General features: G+C 67.6%; 15 protein-coding genes and 1 tRNA gene. 9 read left to right on the forward strand and 7 right to left on the reverse strand.

What is annotated here, in order from left to right; all coding sequences use genetic code 11:
* Positions 1–49: 49 nt before the first annotated feature.
* Both LRQ07_RS09465 and LRQ07_RS09470 read right to left on the reverse strand, forming a co-directional pair.
* Positions 50–739: a potassium channel family protein gene (locus LRQ07_RS09465; RefSeq protein WP_256534441.1), complete on the reverse strand. Its 690-nt coding sequence runs from the start codon at positions 737–739 to the stop codon at positions 50–52.
* A gap of 32 nt (positions 740–771) precedes the next feature.
* A tRNA-Val gene (locus LRQ07_RS09470) sits at positions 772–844 on the reverse strand.
* 153 nt (positions 845–997) lie between these two features.
* Between LRQ07_RS09470 and aceE the strand changes: the two genes are divergently transcribed.
* The 6 genes from aceE to LRQ07_RS09500 all read left to right on the forward strand — a co-directional run bounded on the left by aceE (position 998) and on the right by LRQ07_RS09500 (position 8623).
* The gene (gene aceE / locus LRQ07_RS09475; RefSeq protein WP_047520066.1) at positions 998–3724 is read left to right on the forward strand and encodes a pyruvate dehydrogenase (acetyl-transferring), homodimeric type; all 2727 of its coding nucleotides are present in this window, start codon (positions 998–1000) and stop codon (positions 3722–3724) included.
* A gap of 31 nt (positions 3725–3755) precedes the next feature.
* Complete coding sequence (locus LRQ07_RS09480) at positions 3756–4952, forward strand: PucR family transcriptional regulator (RefSeq protein WP_248540510.1); 1197 nt, start codon at positions 3756–3758, stop codon at positions 4950–4952.
* A gap of 99 nt (positions 4953–5051) precedes the next feature.
* Positions 5052–5972 carry an ACP S-malonyltransferase gene (locus LRQ07_RS09485; protein ID WP_256534442.1) on the forward strand — a complete coding sequence of 307 codons (921 nt, stop codon included), beginning with the start codon at positions 5052–5054 and terminating at the stop codon, positions 5970–5972.
* The gene (locus tag LRQ07_RS09490) at positions 5969–6970 is read left to right on the forward strand and encodes a beta-ketoacyl-ACP synthase III (RefSeq protein WP_232761760.1); all 1002 of its coding nucleotides are present in this window, start codon (positions 5969–5971) and stop codon (positions 6968–6970) included. The genes LRQ07_RS09485 and LRQ07_RS09490 overlap by 4 nt, the downstream gene beginning before the upstream one ends.
* A 68-nt stretch (positions 6971–7038) precedes the next feature.
* Positions 7039–7287, forward strand: coding sequence for an acyl carrier protein (locus LRQ07_RS09495; protein ID WP_017202249.1), 249 nt, complete (start codon positions 7039–7041; stop codon positions 7285–7287).
* A gap of 97 nt (positions 7288–7384) precedes the next feature.
* Positions 7385–8623 (forward strand): beta-ketoacyl-[acyl-carrier-protein] synthase family protein, encoded by a 1239-nt coding sequence (locus tag LRQ07_RS09500; RefSeq protein ID WP_256534444.1) that lies wholly within the window; start codon positions 7385–7387, stop codon positions 8621–8623.
* A gap of 197 nt (positions 8624–8820) precedes the next feature.
* Here the strand turns inward: LRQ07_RS09500 and LRQ07_RS09505 are convergent, their stop codons facing one another.
* A complete protein-coding gene (locus LRQ07_RS09505) occupies positions 8821–9486 on the reverse strand; it encodes a YczE/YyaS/YitT family protein (protein WP_256534445.1) in 666 nt (221 codons plus the stop codon).
* A gap of 94 nt (positions 9487–9580) precedes the next feature.
* Between LRQ07_RS09505 and LRQ07_RS09510 the strand changes: the two genes are divergently transcribed.
* A complete protein-coding gene (locus LRQ07_RS09510) occupies positions 9581–10984 on the forward strand; it encodes a PLP-dependent aminotransferase family protein (RefSeq protein ID WP_256534446.1) in 1404 nt (467 codons plus the stop codon).
* A gap of 138 nt (positions 10985–11122) precedes the next feature.
* Here the strand turns inward: LRQ07_RS09510 and LRQ07_RS09515 are convergent, their stop codons facing one another.
* Complete coding sequence (locus LRQ07_RS09515) at positions 11123–11626, reverse strand: DUF3145 domain-containing protein (RefSeq protein ID WP_028501717.1); 504 nt, start codon at positions 11624–11626, stop codon at positions 11123–11125.
* Positions 11627–11809: 183 nt separating this feature from the next.
* Positions 11810–12583, reverse strand: coding sequence for a hypothetical protein (locus tag LRQ07_RS09520; protein WP_047520053.1), 774 nt, complete (start codon positions 12581–12583; stop codon positions 11810–11812).
* Positions 12584–12759: 176 nt separating this feature from the next.
* On the opposite strand from LRQ07_RS09520, the gene LRQ07_RS09525 reads away from it, so the two are divergent.
* On the forward strand, positions 12760–14763 hold the full coding sequence (locus tag LRQ07_RS09525; protein WP_256534447.1) for a DUF262 domain-containing protein: 2004 nt from the start codon (positions 12760–12762) through the stop codon (positions 14761–14763).
* Positions 14764–14765: 2 nt separating this feature from the next.
* On the forward strand, positions 14766–16013 hold the full coding sequence (locus LRQ07_RS09530; protein ID WP_319944128.1) for an alpha/beta fold hydrolase: 1248 nt from the start codon (positions 14766–14768) through the stop codon (positions 16011–16013).
* Between the two features lie 420 nt (positions 16014–16433).
* On the opposite strand, the gene LRQ07_RS09535 is transcribed toward LRQ07_RS09530, so the two are convergent.
* Together LRQ07_RS09535 and LRQ07_RS09540 are read right to left on the reverse strand one after the other, a co-directional pair.
* On the reverse strand, positions 16434–16691 hold the full coding sequence (locus tag LRQ07_RS09535; RefSeq protein WP_047520045.1) for a type B 50S ribosomal protein L31: 258 nt from the start codon (positions 16689–16691) through the stop codon (positions 16434–16436).
* Between the two features lie 91 nt (positions 16692–16782).
* On the reverse strand, positions 16783–17568 hold the full coding sequence (locus LRQ07_RS09540; RefSeq protein WP_047520043.1) for an ABC transporter ATP-binding protein: 786 nt from the start codon (positions 17566–17568) through the stop codon (positions 16783–16785).
* Positions 17569–17570: the final 2 nt, after the last annotated feature.

Below are 17570 nucleotides of genomic sequence, written 5' to 3' on the forward strand. Positions count from 1 at the left end.
GTGACCGCCAGAGTCCGCAGGCGTGCGGTGGGCATCGCTGGGAGTGGGCTCACTCGCTCCGGTCGGGGTCCGCCTTGTCGCTCGACGACGAGCTCAAGGCGTACTCGCGCACGCGGTCGGTGATGTAGGAGACCACGGTTCCCGATGTGATGCCGATGATGACGATGCCGCCCAGCATCAGGAGCACGGCGAAGAACCGCCCCGCGACGGTCACGGGGTACATGTCGCCGTAGCCGACCGTCGTCAGGGTCACGAACGCCCACCACACGGCATCGCCGAAGCTGTCGATGGTCGCACCCGGCGCGGACCGCTCCACGCTCAGCGTCGAGAGAGCGAGGAAGTACACGAAGGTCACCGCGTACGCGGCGGAGTAGATGATCAGCTCGGTCCTCACCACGCTGCCGGTGCGGGCATGGAAGAACGGCAGTTGACGAGCGAGGTCGACCACGCGCACGGCCCGGAACACCGGAAGCAGGACCGCGAGGAGCTCCATGGGGTGTCGCACCACGTAACGCCATCTCGTGCCCTTCCGAGTGAGGCAGACGCGCACGACATAGTCCACAGCGAACACGAACCACGTCAGGATCGTCGCGTTGCCTGCGGCCGCACGCACCGGCGGTGGCAGGTCGGGAGCGATGACGACCATCGAGAAGCCGACGATGAAAATGATCCCGGCGAACACGAGCGGCACGCGCGCGAAGCGATCCCAGCGATCGAAGGACGAACGTGACGAATCCATGCGCCCATCTAACACGAGCGTCTCGCGCGAGGTGGGCCCTGCCGGGATCGAACCGACGACATCCACGGTGTAAACGTGGCGCTCTACCAGCTGAGCTAAAGGCCCTGGTGTCGTCAGTCTATCGGGAGGCCGATGCGCACCCGCGTCGTGGAAGAGGGATAGGCTGAATCCGGCGCGCGTTGTGCACAGCTGACAAGGCTGCCCGTGTCGCTTCCCGTTTCCTTGGCATGACCTGCCAGCTTGACGAAAGGTTCCCCCGTGACCGTGCACGACCAGGATCCGTACTCCCAGGGCCCCCTCGACAGCGATCCGGAGGAGACCGGCGAGTGGCAGCAGTCCCTCGATGAGCTGGTGGATGCCAAGGGCCACGGCCGCGGCCGCGAGATCATGCTCAGCCTGCTCAAGCGTTCCAAGGAACTGCACCTGGGCGTGCCGATGGTCCCGACGACGGACTACATCAACACGATCGCCCCGGAGAACGAGCCCGAGTTCCCGGGTGACGAAGAGGTCGAGCGCCGCTATCGGGCCTGGATCCGCTGGAACGCTGCGATCACGGTGCACCGCGCACAGCGCCCCGGCATCGGCGTCGGCGGTCACATCTCGACGTATGCCTCGTCGGCCGCTCTCTACGAGGTCGGCTTCAACCACTTCTTCAAGGGCGCTGACAACCCCGGCGGGGCCGACCAGATCTTCATCCAGGGTCACGCCTCCCCCGGCACCTACGCACGGTCGTTCCTCGAGGGACGGCTGAGCGAGGACCAGCTCGACGGTTTCCGTCAGGAGAAGTCGCACGCGCCGTACGGCATCCCCTCCTACCCGCATCCGCGTCTGATGCCGGAGTACTGGCAGTTCCCGACCGTGTCGATGGGCCTCGGCCCCATCAATGCGATCTACCAGGCGATGTCGAACAAGTACCTCGAGAATCGCGGCATCAAGGACACCTCCCAGTCGCACGTCTGGGCGTTCCTCGGCGACGGTGAGATGGACGAGGTCGAGAGCCGCGGTCAGCTCCAGGTGGCAGCGAACGAGGGGCTCGACAACCTGACCTTCGTCGTGAACTGCAACCTGCAGCGTCTCGACGGTCCGGTGCGCGGCAACGGCAAGATCGTCCAGGAACTCGAGTCGTTCTTCCGCGGCGCGGGCTGGAACGTCATCAAGGTCGTCTGGGGCCGCGAGTGGGACGATCTGCTCGCCCGCGACACCGAGGGTGCGCTGCTCAACCTGATGAACGTCACCCCCGACGGCGACTACCAGACCTACAAGGCCGAGTCCGGCGCGTACATCCGCGAGCACTTCTTCGGTCGCGATGAGCGTGCCGCCGCCCTCGTCAAGGACTACTCCGACGACGACATCTGGAACCTGAAGCGCGGAGGCCACGACTACCGCAAGGTCTACGCCGCGTTCAAGGCCGCGACCGAGCACAAGGGCAAGCCCACCGTCATCCTCGCGAAGACCGTCAAGGGCTACGGCCTCGGTCCGCACTTCGAGGGCCGCAACGCGACCCACCAGATGAAGAAGATGACGCTGGACAACCTCAAGACGTTCCGCGACGCGATGCACATCCCGATCACGGACGCGCAGCTCGAGGAGAACCCCTACCTGCCGCCCTACTACAACCCGGGGCCCCAGGACGAGACGATCCAATACATGCTCGAGCGCCGTCAGGCTCTCGGCGGATTCCTCCCCGAGCGCCGGTCGACCCATGTGGGTCTCTCGCTGCCGGACGACGCCGCGTACGCGCTTCCCAAGAAGGGCTCCGGCACCCAGGAGATCGCCACGACCATGGCTTTCGTCCGTCTGCTGAAGGATCTCCTCCGCACGAAGGACTTCGGCCACCGCATCGTGCCGATCATCCCCGACGAGGCACGCACGTTCGGTATGGACGCGTACTTCCCGACCGCGAAGATCTACAACCCGAACGGCCAGCACTACACCTCGGTCGACCGCGAGCTGCTCCTCGCCTACAAGGAGAGCCCGCAGGGGCAGATCGTGCACGTCGGTATCAACGAAGCGGGCGCGGTCGCGGCATTCACGGCTGCGGGAACCTCCTACGCCACCCACGGCGAGCCGCTCATCCCGATCTACATCTTCTACTCGATGTTCGGCTTCCAGCGCACGGGCGACGCCCAGTGGGCGGCGGGCGACCAGATGGCCCGTGGGTTCATCATGGGCGCGACGGCGGGTCGCACCACCCTCACGGGTGAAGGACTGCAGCACGCCGACGGTCACTCGCACCTCCTGGCCGCCACCAACCCGGCGACGCTCTCGTACGACCCGGCCTACGGCTACGAGATCGCGCACATCGTGCGATCAGGCATCGACCGCATGTACGGCGGCGAGCACGAGGACCCGAACGTGATGTACTACATCACGCTCTACAACGAGCCCCTCGTGCAGCCGGCCGAGCCGGAGAACGTGGACGTGGACGGCATCGTGCGAGGCATCCACCGCGTGTCGGTCGGCGAGGGCGACGGCCCCCGCGCCCAGCTCTTCGCGTCGGGCGTCGGCCTGCCGTGGGCGCTCGAGGCGCAGGAGCTCCTGAAGAACGACTGGGGTGTGATCGCCGATGTCTGGTCGGTCACCTCCTGGACCGAGCTGCGTCGTGACGGCCTCGCCGCCGACGAGCACAACTTCCTGCACCCCGAGGCCGAGCCGCGCACCGCGTACCTCACCGAGAAGCTGCAGGGTGCCGAGGGTCCGGTCGTCGCCGTGAGCGACTTCATGCACGCCGTGCAGGATCAGATCCGCCCGTGGGTTCCGAACCGCTTCGCCACGCTCGGCGCCGACGGCTTCGGTTTCTCCGACACCCGTGCCGCCGCACGACGGTTCTTCAAGATCGACGGACCATCCATCGTCGTCCGGACGCTGCAGTCGCTCGCCGAAGAGGGTACGGTCGACCGTTCGCTCGCGGCACAGGCGATCCAGAAGTACAGCCTGCACGATGTGAACGCGGGAACCAGCGGCAACGCGGGCGGCGAAAGCTGAGCCCTCGGTGACAGGATCCTCTCCTTCCGGCATGGACAAGGCCGCGACGCTCACCTGGCTGCGCCGGATCTCCGGTGACATCGCCTCGGTGACGATCAAGCGCCTGGAGGACACCCTTCCGTGGTACGCCGACATGCCACCAGCCCGCCGCTCCGCGGTCGGGCTGGTGGCCCAGGCGGGCATCACGTCGTTCATCCAGTGGTACGAGGATCCGACCTCCACCCCGTGGATCGCGGCCGACATCTTCGCCGCCGCTCCCCGGGAGCTGCTGCGCAGCGTCAGCCTCCAGCAGACGCTGCAACTCATCCGCGTGACGGTGGAAGTCACCGAGGAGCGCGTCGCCGGGCGCGGGAACGACCTGCGCGAGGCGATCCTGCTCTACTCCCGCGATGTCGCCTTCGCTGCGGCCGACGTGTACGCCAGGGCCGCGGAGGCCCGAGGGCTCTGGGACGCACGTCTCGAGGCCCTCGTCGTCGACTCGATCCTCACCGGTGAGGCCGACGAAGAGCTTCCGAGCCGCATCGCGGCGCTCGGGTGGCACGGTCACGGCGAGGTCGCTGTCCTCGTCGGTACGACACCGCCGCAGTTCGACGTGGACCTGGTCCGCCGAACCGCCAGGAAGCTCGCCGTCGATGTCCTCATCGGCGTGCAGGGATCGCGTCTCGTACTCGTCCTCGGACGCGCACGCGTGGACGGTCAGGAGAGCGAGGAGGAGGAACTCGGGTTCCAGGAGATCGCCTCCCGCCTCGAGCCGTCGTTCGGACCGGGTTACGTCGTCCTCGGACCGCCCGTGGCCGCACTCGTCGATGCGAGCCAGAGCGCTCGGGCCGCCCTCGCCGGGTTCGCGGTCGCGCGTGCCTGGCGCGGTGCTCCGCGCCCCGTCGAAGCCGATGATCTGCTGCCTGAGCGGGCGCTCGCCGGAGATCCGCTCGCGAAGCAGACCCTGATCGAGCGGATCTTCCGTCCCCTGCAGGCGCATTCGACCGATCTGGTCACCACGCTCTGGAGCTACCTCGACAACGGACGCTCCCTCGAGGCGACGGCGCGCGAGCTCTTCGTGCACCCCAACACCGTGCGCTATCGCCTCAAGCGCGTGAGCGAAGTCATCGGTTGGGACGCCACGGGGCCCCGCGAGGCGCTCATCCTGCAGACCGCCCTCATCCTCGGATCCATCGGCGCCGCCGAGCAGGTGCGCAAGAGGGCGCCGCTGCGACGCCCGCAGCGCTGAGCCCGTCCGCCGCCGTTCTGTACGCCACACACAAGGGTTTTTCGGAATCTTGTGATGGATCATCCACCGCTCTGCCGCAATCGTTGGCAGACTGGGTGGGTGATTGTCGTCGTATGCCCTGGTCAGGGCTCGCAGACCCCCGGTTTCCTCGCTCCTTGGCTCGAGCTCGACGGAGTGGCCGAACGCCTCGCCGCGTACTCGGACGCCGCGGAGGTCGATCTTCGCGAACACGGCACGGTGTCCGACGCCGACACGATCCGCGACACGCGTATCGCGCAGCCGCTGATCGTCGCGGCTTCGTTGATCGCCGGTGACGCACTGGTCCAGCGAGCGGGCCGACGCGCCGACGGCATCGCCGGACACTCCGTCGGTGAGATCGCCGCTCTCGTCGGCAGCAACGTCATCGACGCCGACACCGGGATGCGCCTCGTCGGCATCCGGGGCCGCGCGATGGCCGACGCCGCAGCGCAGGAGCAGACGGGCATGAGCGCTGTGCTCGGCGGCGATGAAGAAGCCCTCCTGGCGCGACTCGCCGAACTCCACCTCTCCCCCGCGAACTACAACGGCGGCGGCCAGATCGTGGTCGCCGGCGCGCTTCCGGCTCTCGCCGCTCTCGGCGAGGAACCGCTCAAGGGAACCCGCGTGGTTCCGCTGCAGGTCGCCGGCGCGTTCCATACCCGGTACATGGCCTCCGCGGTCTCCGTCCTCCGTGACGCGGTCGCCGACGTCACCCCCGCGAACCCCGACATCACGCTCTGGACCAACCGTGATGGTTCTGCCGTCACGGATGGTACTCAGGCGCTGAGCTTCCTGGTCGACCAGGTCTCGTCGCCGGTGCGCTGGGATCTCTGCATGACATCCTTCGCAGACGCCGGCGTCACCGGTGTCATCGAGCTCGCGCCCGCCGGGGCGCTGGTCGGCCTCGCCAAGCGCGGCCTCCGAGGCGTACCGACTGTCGCCGTGAAGACCCCCGAAGACCTCGATGCAGCCGTCGCGCTGCTGAACGGAGAAGCCGCATGAGCGCCACCCTCGCCCAGGTGACCGGACCGGCATACACGCGTATCTACTCCTACGGCGCTGCCCGCGGCGAGAACGCCGTGCCGAACGAAGATCTGATCGGCCCGATCGACTCCAGCGACGAGTGGATCCGCCAGCGCACCGGCATCATCACCCGCGTCCGCGCCGACAAGAACACCGATGCGATCGACCTCGCCGCGGCGGCCGCATCCGAAGCCATCGAGAAGTCGGGCGTGCCGGCCGATCAGGTCGACCTGGTCATCGTCGCGACCATCAGCAACCCGAAGCAGACCCCTTCCGTCTCGGCCATCGTCGCCGACCGCGTGGGCGCGAACCCCGCCGCGGCGTACGACATCAATGCCGCCTGCGCCGGCTACGCCTACGCGATCGCCCAGGCCGATGCACTGATCAAGGCCGGCGCCGCGCGCTACGCCCTGGTGATCGGCACCGAGAAGCTGTCCGACGTCGTCGACCCAACCGATCGCAGCATCTCCTTCCTCCTCGGCGATGGTGCGGGCGCCGCGCTCCTCGGTCCGAGCGACACGCCGGGGATCGCACCTGCCGTCTGGGGTTCCGACGGCTCGAAGGCCGATGCCGTGGGCATGAACGCCACGCTCACGGACTTCCGCGACGGTGTCGCGCCCTGGCCGACACTCCGTCAGGAAGGGCAGACCGTCTTCCGCTGGGCGGTGTGGGAGATGGCCAAGGTCGCCCGAGAGGCACTCGACAAGGCGGGTGTGGAGCCCACCGATATCGCCGCGTTCATCCCGCACCAGGCCAACATGCGCATCATCGACGAGTTCGCCAAGCAGCTGAAGCTCCCCGAGTCGACGGTGATCGCCCGCGACATCGAGACCACGGGCAACACCTCGGCCGCGTCGATCCCGCTCGCGAGCCACCGGCTGATGGCCGAGCACCCCGAGCTCTCGGGCGGGCTCGCCCTGCAGATCGGGTTCGGAGCAGGACTGGTGTTCGCCGCGCAGGTCGTCGTCCTTCCCTGAGAATGCGCTGACCTTCTCTAGACTGTTCCACGGTTCCGAATACAACCCGTAAGAAAGAGGAAGACCACATGGCTTTCACCAACGATGAGGTCCTCGCGGGCCTCGCAGAGCTCATCACCGACGAGACCGGCATCAACGCCTCCGAGGTCGCCCTGGAGAAGTCGTTCACCGACGACCTCGACATCGACTCCATCTCGATGATGACGATCGTCGTCAACGCCGAAGAGAAGTTCGGTGTCACGATCCCCGACGACGAGGTCAAGAACCTCAAGACCGTCGGCGACGCCGTCAACTTCATCGTCGCGGGCCAGGAGTAATCCCGGCAGGATGCCACCCCCGCACCTCGCGGGGAGTGGCATCCTCCGCCTTGCCCTCTCACCCGTTCGACTACGTTTCGACAAGGAACCACACCCCATGACCAAGCGCATCGTCGTCACCGGCATCGGCGCCACCTCCGCCATCGGCGGAACGGCTCCGGAGAACTGGACGAACCTGCTGGCCGGTATGTCCGGCACCCGCACGCTCGAACACGACTGGGTCCAGCAGTACGAGCTGCCGGTCACCTTCGCCGCCGAGGCGATCGTGCGCCCGGAAGAGGTTCTCCCCCGCCATGAGGCGAAGCGCCTCGACCCGTCCTCGCAGTTCGCCCTGATCGCAGCACGTGAGGCGTGGTCGGATGCGGGCACCCCCGAGGTCGCCCCCGAGCGCCTCGGTATCGACTTCGCCACCGGCATCGGCGGACTCTGGACTCTCCTCGACGCCTGGGACACGCTGCGCGAGAAGGGCCCCCGTCGGGTCATGCCGCTCACGGTCCCGATGCTCATGCCCAATGCGGCCGCCGGCAACCTCTCCCTGCAGTTCGAGGCTCGCGCCTACGCGCAGACCGTCGTCAGCGCGTGCGCCTCGAGCACCGAATCGATCATCCACGCGTACCACCATCTGCAGGACGGTCTCGCCGACGTCGTGATCGCCGGCGGTACCGAGTCCGCGATCCACCCGATCACGATGGCTTCCTTCGCTTCGGCGCAGGCGCTGTCGCGTCGGAACGACGACCCGGCCCACGCTTCCCGCCCCGGCGCGATCGACCGTGACGGCTTCGTCATGGGCGAGGGCGCCGCCGCGCTGATCCTCGAGACCGAAGAGCACGCCAAGGCTCGCGGCGCCAAGATCTACGGCTACGTTCTGGGTGGCGGAGTCACCGCCGACGCGTACCACATCACCGGCAACGACCCCGAGGGCAACGGCGCGGCCCGTGCCGTCACGCAGGCGCTCGAAGAGGCCGGCATCACCGCTGATCAGGTCACGCACATCAACGCGCACGCGACGTCCACTCCGGTCGGCGACCCCAACGAGTACGTCGCGCTCAAGAAGGTCTTCGGAGACCGGATCGATGAGATCCCCGTCTCCGCCACGAAGGCCTCCACGGGACACCTGCTTGGCGGCACCGGCGCACTGGAGGCCATCTTCTCGATCCTCGCCCTCCGCGACCGTGTCGCACCCCCGACGATCAACATGACCGAGCCGGACCCCGCCGTGCCGTTCCGCCTCTCGGGCGCACCCACGGCGCTCGGCGAGGGTCCGCAGATCGCCATCAGCAACTCGTTCGGCTTCGGCGGACACAACGCGGTCCTCGTGGTCGCCAGCGCCGACTGACACCACCGTGCTGCGAGAGGCCTTCCGGGATTCCGGAGGGCCTCTCTTCACATATGCATGAGAATCCGACGGATGTCTGGCCTCCTCCTGGCGCTCGGTCATGCAGGCGTGCGCGAATCATGCACGTGTCGAGCGCATTTCGGTCCGGAAGCCGCCGGACGGATGCGGAAGACCCGGGACGGATGCGGATGTGCCGCTCAGGCTGGGCGCAGTGTTCCGAGTCGCCGCGAACGAGCCTCACGCCATCGGGTGAGATACGGGAGGAAGACCCCGATCAACGGGCCGACCCCGAACGCGAAAAGCACCGTACCGACGCCGACGGGGCCTCCGAGGATGAAGCCGATCACCAGGACGCTGCCCTCGATCAGGGTGCGCACCACCCAGACGGCCCATCCGGTGCGCCGAACCAGACCGGTCATCAGCCCATCACGCGGACCGGGACCGAAGTCCGCGGCGATGTAGAGGCCGGTCGCGAAGGCCAACAGCACCAGCCCGAAGACGAACATCGGAGCCCCGATCCAGACGGACGGAGGCTGCGGGATCAGGAGCAGCGCGAGATCAGCGCTCGGCCCGACCAGGAGCGCGTTCAACACGGTTCCGAGGCCCACACGCTGACGCAGCGGGATCCACAGCAACAGGACGACGACCGAGACGATCACGGTCATGGCGCCGTAACCGACACCCGTCTGGCCGGCCAGTCCGAGCGCTAGGACGTCCCACGGCGCCACCCCGATGCCGCCGCGCACCATGAACCCGAGCGCGACGCCGTAGAGGAACAGGCCGAACACGAGCTGCATGAGACGCTCGACGAGGTCCCTGCGGGAGGAGGCCTGGATGGGGAGCAGCACGGCACGGAGGAACATGATTCCACTCTGGCTCCCGCATACAGCGCGATGCCGAGGCCACTGGCGACAAGTGGCCTGCCGATGCGAGTCCAGTTTGCGCCATGCTGGACTCATGGGATCACGACTCGTCGAACAGCTCGGGGCGCACAACGTGGCCGGTGCCGCCGCGAGCGTGCTGGCCGATCGCATCCGCGCCTTGGTCCTCGACGGCCGGTTGACCGTCGGCGAACGCCTGCCCAGCGAACGCGCCCTCGCGCGGGAGCTGCGGCGGTCTCGCTCGACCATCACCCGCGCCTACGGCCTGCTGGAGGATGACGGCTACGTCACCCGGCTGCACGGGGGCAGCACGCGCGTCGCCCTCCCCCACGATCACGCAGCCCCCGGCCTCGACGCCGACGACACGGCCATCGACCTCTCCATCGCCTCCATGGACTCCACCCCCGGACTGTACGACGCCACCGTGCGGTCGCTCCCGCGGCTGGCCGCACTGCGCGGCACGAGCGGGTACTCGCTGCAAGGACTGCCGGAACTCCGAGACGCGGTCGCGCAGCGGTTCCGTGAGCGCGGAGCTCCGACATCCGCGGAGGAGATCATCATCACCTCCGGGGCGCTCAACGCGGTCAACCTGATCCTCACGGCGATCGGCCGACGGGGCGAGAGAGCGCTCGTCGAGCAACCGACCTTCCCCCACGCGCTCGAGGCTCTGCACCGCCACGGGTACCGATTGGTCCCCACGCCGGTCGACGTGGAGGGGTGGGATACACGGCACCTCAACGAGACGCTGCTCAGCGCGCGTCCTCATGTCGCCTATCTGATCCCCGACTTCCACAACCCGACCGGGGCCACCCTGCCGGACGAGGACCGCCAGCGAATCGTGACGACCTCGCGCAACGTGGGCACGCATCTGATCGTCGACGAGACGACCACGGAGTTGGACATCGACCGAGGGTGGTCGCCCACGCCGATGGCCGCGAGCGGGCCCAACGTCATCACCGTCGGATCGATGTCCAAGATCGCCTGGGGAGGAATGCGGATCGGATGGATCCGTGCCGAACGCTCCGTCGTCGCGCGGCTGCTCGCGGTACGGCCTTCCTTCGAACTCGGTACCGCACTGCTGGAGCAGTGCATCGCGATCGAGCTGCTCACGGAGATGCCCGCCCTCACCTCGCACGTGGGCCGACGTCTGCGCGCTGGACGCGCTGCCGTCGAAGCCGGCGTCGCCGGAATCCCCGGCTGGCACATGCCTCGCACACCGGGTGGGCTCTCGGCCTGGGTCGACATCGGCGGCCCGCTCTCCACCGCGTTGTCACTGGCCGCGCGTGAACGGCAGCTCATCCTGCCGCCGGGCCCACGTTTCACCACCGGTGGTGTCCTGGAACGACGGTTGCGTCTGCCCATCACCCTCCCGCCCGACCGTACCGCGGAGGCGATGACACGGTTGGCCCTGGCCTGGGAAGACGTGCGCAAGGGCACCGCATCCCATGCCGACGAACTCGAGCACGCCGCCGTGATCTGATCCGGAGACGAGGACCCCGCCTCGTCTCCGGGGCGGGGTCCTCATCGTGCGGGGTGGGGATACGTCTTCTCAGCGTCCGGGATGATTCACCGGCATCCGATACTCACGCCTCCCCGCTCCCGGTCTCTGGAGTCGGGACTACCCGACCTTGTGGAGCCAGACGACCCTGGCGTCGTCGCTGGCGTGCCTGAAGGGCTCGAGCTCCTCGTCCCACGCGGACCCGAGCGCGATGTCGAGTTCGCGCTGCAGTTCCACCGCGCTGCCCGCAGCGATCTCCATCGCGTAGCGGATCCGGTCTTCACCGATGACGATGTTCCCGGCCGCATCGGTCTGTGCGTAGTGGATGCCGAGGTCGGGGGTGTGCAACCAGCGGCCGCCGTCGCTGCGCGGTGTCGGATCCTCGGTGACCTCGAAGCGGAGGTGCTCCCAGCCGCGGATCGAGGTGGCGAGGGCAGCACCGGTGCCGACCGGACCGTCCCAGTAGAACTCGGCGCGTCGCGCGCCGTTCAGCACGGGCTGCTCGGTCCAATCGAAGTTCACTGCACGCCCAATAGCGCGACCCACCGCCCATTCGAGGTGCGGGCAGAGCGCGCGAGGCGCAGAGTGGATGAACACCACTCCGCGTGCGTAAGCCGTCGCCATGATCTCTCCGTTTCATCAGGTGCGTCTTCCCCAACGACCTGAACCACGAAGTGGCGAGAATATGCGGTTGTGCGCCCATTCTCGCCGAGTTCGCCCGAAATCACAAGCATGTCATTCATGACGAAGGCCCCGGTCACCGGGACCGGGGCCTTCGGACCGCAGTCGGTCCGGAGTCTGACGAGATCAGGCCTCGCTCATGGCCTGCTTCACCTGCTGGCCCTTCGCTGCATAGTAGGCCGCGCGAGCGGCGTCCTTGCGGGCCTGCTCGGCGTACCCGAACTCGAGCGTCTCCTGGTCGACCTCGTAGTTGGGCACGTCGTCGGTGCCGTGGTACTTCTCGATGTAGGCGTCGAGCTCGGGGCCCGAGGTCCACGACGTGATGAGGCAGTAGCGCGGCTCGGTGCCGTTGTGCGTCGCCGCGTGCCACAGGCGCTGCGTGTCGACGATGAGCTGCGCGCCGGCCGGGAGCGCGATGCGGTACTCGATGCTCGGGTCCGTGCGGTTCTCGCGCAGGACGAAGTAGCTGTCCTTGTCATCGGTCAGGTTGAAGAACCCGCGCACGACCCAGCCGGTGCCGTCGGGGTTCAGACGGTTGTTGTCGTCCTGGTGGAGGTTGTAGAGGCAGTCGCCGTACGGGGTCGGCTGCAGCTCGATGACGCGGCAGCGTCCGACGTTGGCGCCCGGCTCCTGCGCACGACGCGTCAGGTTCGGGGCCTTCTCGGTCTGCGAGTCGATCCAGACGCCGTCCTTGTCGGTGCGCGGCGGCTTGTGGTTCCAGAAACCGTTGCACTCGATGTCACCGAAAGCGCTCGCGAGCGGAGCGAAGCGGGTGTCGCCCGACGACTTCCAGTCGTTGTACTCGATGTCGAGCCACTCCTTGGGGTCGAGCTCCTGGTTGTAGCTGTCGAGGACGACGAATCCCTTGTCCTCGAGGGCAGCGGACTTGATGTAACCCATGATCGAGTCATGTTCCTTTCATCGGGGGCCAGCACGTTTTAACAGGCCCTGATAAGGCAAGCCTAACAGCGAAGCCTGCGCCCCCTTCGGAGGTCGGCCGTGCATAACCGAATAGACTGATCGGGGTGCCCGGCGAAGTCTCGGCACCCGTCGCTACGGGAGGACGAGACACCAGTATGAGCACCGCGACCAACGTCGAGGCGACAGCAGTCAACACGATCGAATGGCTCGCGGCGGACACGTCCACGATCGTGGTGCCGGTGTACCAGCGCCAGTACCGGTGGGACATCGGCGGCTGCGAACGGCTCCTCTCCGACATCCGTGCTGTCGCGCGCGAAGACGACGCACACCGCCACTTCCTCGGGTCGATCCTGTCCGCGCAGGACGGTGCATCGAGGGAGTCCGACCTCATCCTCATCGACGGACAGCAGCGCATCACGACGCTCATGCTTCTCGTCGCGGCCCTGCACCATGCCATCCGCGACACCGACCCCGTGCTGGCGTCGTCGCTCGAACGCGTCCTGGTCCGCTCCGATGACCCAGGACGCACGAAGCTGCGCCCCCACGACGCCTGGGCCGAGCTCTACGAATCCGTCGTGCTCGACCGCCGCGACGACGCGGATCGCGAGTCGCGCTTCGACGACAACTACGCGTTCTTCCGCAGCCAGATCCACGTGGATGAGGTCCCCCTGATCTGGCGCGGGCTGCAGCGGCTCGAGCACGTGTCGATCACGCTCGGCGCCCGAGCGAACGCGCAGCAGATCTTCGAGAGCCTGAACTCGACCGGCGAGCCTCTGCGCGATCACGAGCTCATCCACAACTACATCCTGATGGGCCTCAGCCACGCGGAACAGGTCGACGTCGAAGCCCGCTTCTGGGTGCCGATCGAGCACCACACCGGAGAGTCGATCGGCGCGTTCTGGCGGCACTACCTCGTCCTCGTGACGGGGCGTGAGGTCGCAGCGAACGGTGAGCACGGCGTGTACAGCGCCTTCCGCCAGTCCTTCCCCCGCGTCGACGTCGCGCATCTCCAGGCCGACGCCGCGGAGTGGCGACATCATGCAGAGATCTACGGCATCCTGCTCGACCCGACGCGCGAGCCGGATCCGGAGATCGCCCGGCAGCTGCGTCAGGTCACGACCTTCGGCCGCGCCTCCGCCCCGTTGGTGATGAGCGCCTACAGCGACCACCTCCGCGGTCGCATCGACCGCGCCGAACTCATCGAGACCCTGGAGTGGCTTCAGGCGCTGTATCTCCGTCGGGCACTGGTCAACCTGCCGTCCGAACGTCTCATCGCGCGCCTCTGCCGCGCGCGCCGCGACGGCCGTGACGCGCTCGCACGCGCGTTCGCCCGCATCACTCCGTCGGACGAGCGAGTGAGCGCAGTTCTGAAGTACAGCGAACTCCCCCACCCCGCCTATGTCCTGGGGCGTGTGGAAGGCGTCGACGACCTCGACGCGTACGACATCGAGCACATCGTCCCGACCGTTCCGGGAGACGCCTGGTCCGGCGACGGTGAGCGCCCGTGGAGCGAATACACCGAGGATGAGCAGAACAGCCACCGGGCGCTCGCGCCGACCCTCGGCAATCTGACTCTTCTCGAGCAGCCGTTGGCGGAACGGGTGTTCGGTGCTTCCTTCCCGATCAAGCGCGTCGAGGCCTACGCCCGAAGCTCCGTGCCTGCGACTCGTGACCTCGCTGAGATCCCCTCGTGGGGCACGGCGGCCATCACCCAGCGCACCGTCGCCCTCACCGCCGAGCTGATCCGCATCTGGGCGCGCCCCGCCCTCCCGGAGATCGACGACGACGGACTCACACCGATCCTGGACGCCGTGCGGCGTCGCGGATGGCCCACCGGATGGGAGCGCGAGTTCGACTATGTCGAGTACCGCGGTGAGCGCTGGGAGGTCCCCGACGTCAAGTACCTGTTCAACCGGGTCTTCCGTCGTGCCTGGACCGACACGAGGGAGGCAGCCCTGGCTTATTGCGCGGCACACGGTGGACCGATCTACCAGGACATGGCGTGGAAGGGCCAGTGGGACCAGCTCGACGAGGGCCACTTCCTCTACATGGGCTGGGACTCCAACTACATGATGACCGCTGTGCAGGGCGTGCTCGAGGAGTCGGGCATCGCCTCAGAGGTCTTCGTCAAGTACTCCTACATCGGGAACGTGATGTGACCATGAGCACCACCGTCCGCCAGCTGCTCGACCTCACCATCGAGGACCACACCCTCACCGTCCCCCTGGTCTGGGACGACGCCTCCGACCCCCGCACGATCGAGGTGTTCGCCCGTGTGGTCTCCCGCGCCGGCGGGGAGTCGCTCCCGTATCTGGTCTTCCTCCAGGGCGGTCCGGGCCACGAGGCGCCGCGTCCGTTCCACTCCTCGACCGCGCCCGCGTGGCTCGACGGCGCACTCGCGCACTATCGGGTGGTGCTCCTCGACCAGCGGGGTACCGGGCGCTCGACTCCGGTCGGAGATCACGACCTGGAGCGCGGTACGGACGCCGTGGCCGAGCACCTCACCCACCTGCGCGCGGATGCGATCGTGCGCGACTGCGAGGCCGTGCGCGAGCACCTGGGTGCCACCACCTGGAGCGTGCTCGGACAGTCGTTCGGCGGCTTCACCACCCTCGCGTATCTCTCCACCGACGCCTCTTCGCTCGACGAGGTGTTCATCACCGGCGGCCTCAGCGCCGTCGGGCGCCACCCGGACGACGTGTATGCGCTCTGCTACGACAAGATGCGCGACGCCTCGGAGCGCTACTACCGCCGCTTCCCCGAGCATCGCGACGTGATGCGGCGCCTCGTCGAACGTGCGGATGCCGGAGACATCGTCCTACCCGACGGAGAAGTCGTCTCACGCTCGCGGCTGCGGTCGCTGGGATCCGCTCTCGGCACCGACGACGGCTGGCAGACGGTGTGGTCGATTCTGGAACGCGACCCGTCCTCCAACGCCTTCCGGTACGACCTGATGCACGCGATGCCCTTCGACGGCCGCAACCCGCTCTACTTCGCCTTCCACGAGTCGAGCTACGCCGACGGACACGCCACGCGGTGGTCGGCTGAACGCACCGAGCCCTCCGACTTCCGCGACGACCCGACGCTGTTCACGGGCGAGCACATCCGTCGCGAGTGGACCGAGACGGTGCCCGCTTTCCAGCCGTGGCGCGATGTCACCCTCGCGCTCGCGGAGCACGAGTGGCCGAGCATCTACGATGCAGACGCGATCGCCTCATCCGGAGCGACGGGCGCCGCCGCGGTCTACGTCAACGACGTCTACGTCCCGATGGAGTTCTCCCTCGAGACGGCACGCCTGCTTCCCGACGTCACGCTGTGGGTGACGAGCGAACACGAGCACAACGGACTCCGCTCCGGGCCGGTACTGTCGCGCCTGATCGACCTGGCCCACGGGCGCCGTCTGCGCTGAGCGACTCCTCCCCCTCGGGGCAGATGCCCTCGTTCCCGCTGCCGTCTACCCTGGAGGGCATGGAAGAGGGTGTGGGCGTACTCGTCACGGTCGGCGTGCTGCTGCTCCTGCTTTCCGCCGTGATCGTCGCCATCGCGTTCGGCTTCTCGCGGATACCGATCGAGAAGAAGTACGAATCCGGCGGAGGGGCCTCGGCGGCGCGTTCGATGCCGTCTGGTCGCCGTCTGCGCATGAGGCGGGTATCGAGCGCGACCGTCAGACGCAGCGGACCGCCCCGGCCCCATCCCCGGGCGATCCTCCGGACACGATCGACGACGGCCGGATCCGGCTCGACATCTGACGACCGGATCCGACGCACACGGCCGGGCACGACGAAGGCCCCACGCTCCGAGGAGCATGGGGCCTTCGTCGTGGCAGTCGTTACTTGGACGAGCCGCCGAAGCCCTTGAAGCGCTGGTTGAACTTCTCGACGCGACCGGCCGAGTCCATGATGCGCTGCTTGCCCGTGTAGAACGGGTGCGATGCCGAGGAGATCTCGACGTCGATCACCGGGTACTCCACGCCGTCCAGCTCGATGGTCTTGTCGCTGGTGACGGTCGAACGGGTGAGGAACGTCTCGCCCGAGCCGAGGTCGCGGAACACGACTGCCTGGTAGTCGGGGTGAATGTCAGTCTTCATGGGATTCCTTAGTTGCTGCCCTGGATTGTGCCAGGGACGAGGGAAGTCTGCGGTGCAGAGAGCACCAAGGGTCGATTCTATCAGACGCTGGTCACGCAGCTGCGCGGGCGGCGTAGCGGCCGTCTTCGCTGCTGAGCACGATGGGCATGCCGAACGCCTCGGTCAGGGTCTCGGCCGTGAGCGTCTCGCCGATGGGGCCCGCCGCGACGACGGAACCCTCACGGATCAGCATCACGTGCGTGAAGCCCACGGGGATCTCCTCCACATGGTGCGTGACCATGAGCATCGCCGGGGTGGTCGGGGACGACGCGTATCCGCTGAGCAGCGCCAGAAGCTCCTCCCGCGAACCGAGGTCGAGGGATGCCGTCGGCTCGTCGAGCAGCAGCAGCTCCGGGTCGGTCATCACCGCACGCGCGATCTGCACACGCTTCTGTTCTCCGTCGCTGAGAGTGCCGAAAGTGCGGTCGGCCAGGTGGTCGAGACGCCAGTCGCCGAGAACGCGGAGGGCCCGACGCTCGTCGATGTCCTCGTAGTTCTCGTTCCAGCGGCCGAGCACCGAGTACGCAGCGGTGAGCACGGTGTTGAGGACCGTCTCGTCACGAGGGACACGCTTGGCCATCGCCGACGACGCGAATCCGATGCGCGGACGCACCTCGAACACGTCGGTGCGTCCCAGAGTCTCTCCGAGCACGGTGACGGTTCCCGACGTCGGGTGCATGAGCGTGTCGGCGAGCTGCAGCAGCGTCGTCTTGCCCGCGCCGTTCGGGCCGAGGATCACCCATCGCTGATCGTCGTCGACCTCCCAGGTCACGTGATCGATGATGTTGCGCCCCTCACGGCGCACGACGACGTCGGTGAATTCCAGAGCACTCGGCATGG

Origin of the sequence: Microbacterium sp. J1-1 (assembly GCF_024498615.1) — a bacterium.
Lineage (GTDB): Bacteria > Actinomycetota > Actinomycetes > Actinomycetales > Microbacteriaceae > Microbacterium > Microbacterium aurugineum.

Coding starts and splice junctions, on each gene's coding strand:
- LRQ07_RS09465 (WP_256534441.1), bottom strand. CDS start 739: ATGGATTCGTCACGTTCGTCCTTCGATCGCTGGGATCGCTTCGCGCGC.
- LRQ07_RS09480 (WP_248540510.1), top strand. CDS start 3,756: ATGGACAAGGCCGCGACGCTCACCTGGCTGCGCCGGATCTCCGGTGAC.
- LRQ07_RS09490 (WP_232761760.1), top strand. CDS start 5,969: ATGAGCGCCACCCTCGCCCAGGTGACCGGACCGGCATACACGCGTATC.
- LRQ07_RS09495 (WP_017202249.1), top strand. CDS start 7,039: ATGGCTTTCACCAACGATGAGGTCCTCGCGGGCCTCGCAGAGCTCATC.
- LRQ07_RS09500 (WP_256534444.1), top strand. CDS start 7,385: ATGACCAAGCGCATCGTCGTCACCGGCATCGGCGCCACCTCCGCCATC.
- LRQ07_RS09505 (WP_256534445.1), bottom strand. CDS start 9,486: ATGTTCCTCCGTGCCGTGCTGCTCCCCATCCAGGCCTCCTCCCGCAGG.
- LRQ07_RS09510 (WP_256534446.1), top strand. CDS start 9,581: ATGGGATCACGACTCGTCGAACAGCTCGGGGCGCACAACGTGGCCGGT.
- LRQ07_RS09515 (WP_028501717.1), bottom strand. CDS start 11,626: ATGGCGACGGCTTACGCACGCGGAGTGGTGTTCATCCACTCTGCGCCT.
- LRQ07_RS09520 (WP_047520053.1), bottom strand. CDS start 12,583: ATGGGTTACATCAAGTCCGCTGCCCTCGAGGACAAGGGATTCGTCGTC.
- LRQ07_RS09525 (WP_256534447.1), top strand. CDS start 12,760: ATGAGCACCGCGACCAACGTCGAGGCGACAGCAGTCAACACGATCGAA.
- LRQ07_RS09530 (WP_319944128.1), top strand. CDS start 14,766: ATGAGCACCACCGTCCGCCAGCTGCTCGACCTCACCATCGAGGACCAC.
- LRQ07_RS09535 (WP_047520045.1), bottom strand. CDS start 16,691: ATGAAGACTGACATTCACCCCGACTACCAGGCAGTCGTGTTCCGCGAC.
- LRQ07_RS09540 (WP_047520043.1), bottom strand. CDS start 17,568: ATGCCGAGTGCTCTGGAATTCACCGACGTCGTCGTGCGCCGTGAGGGG.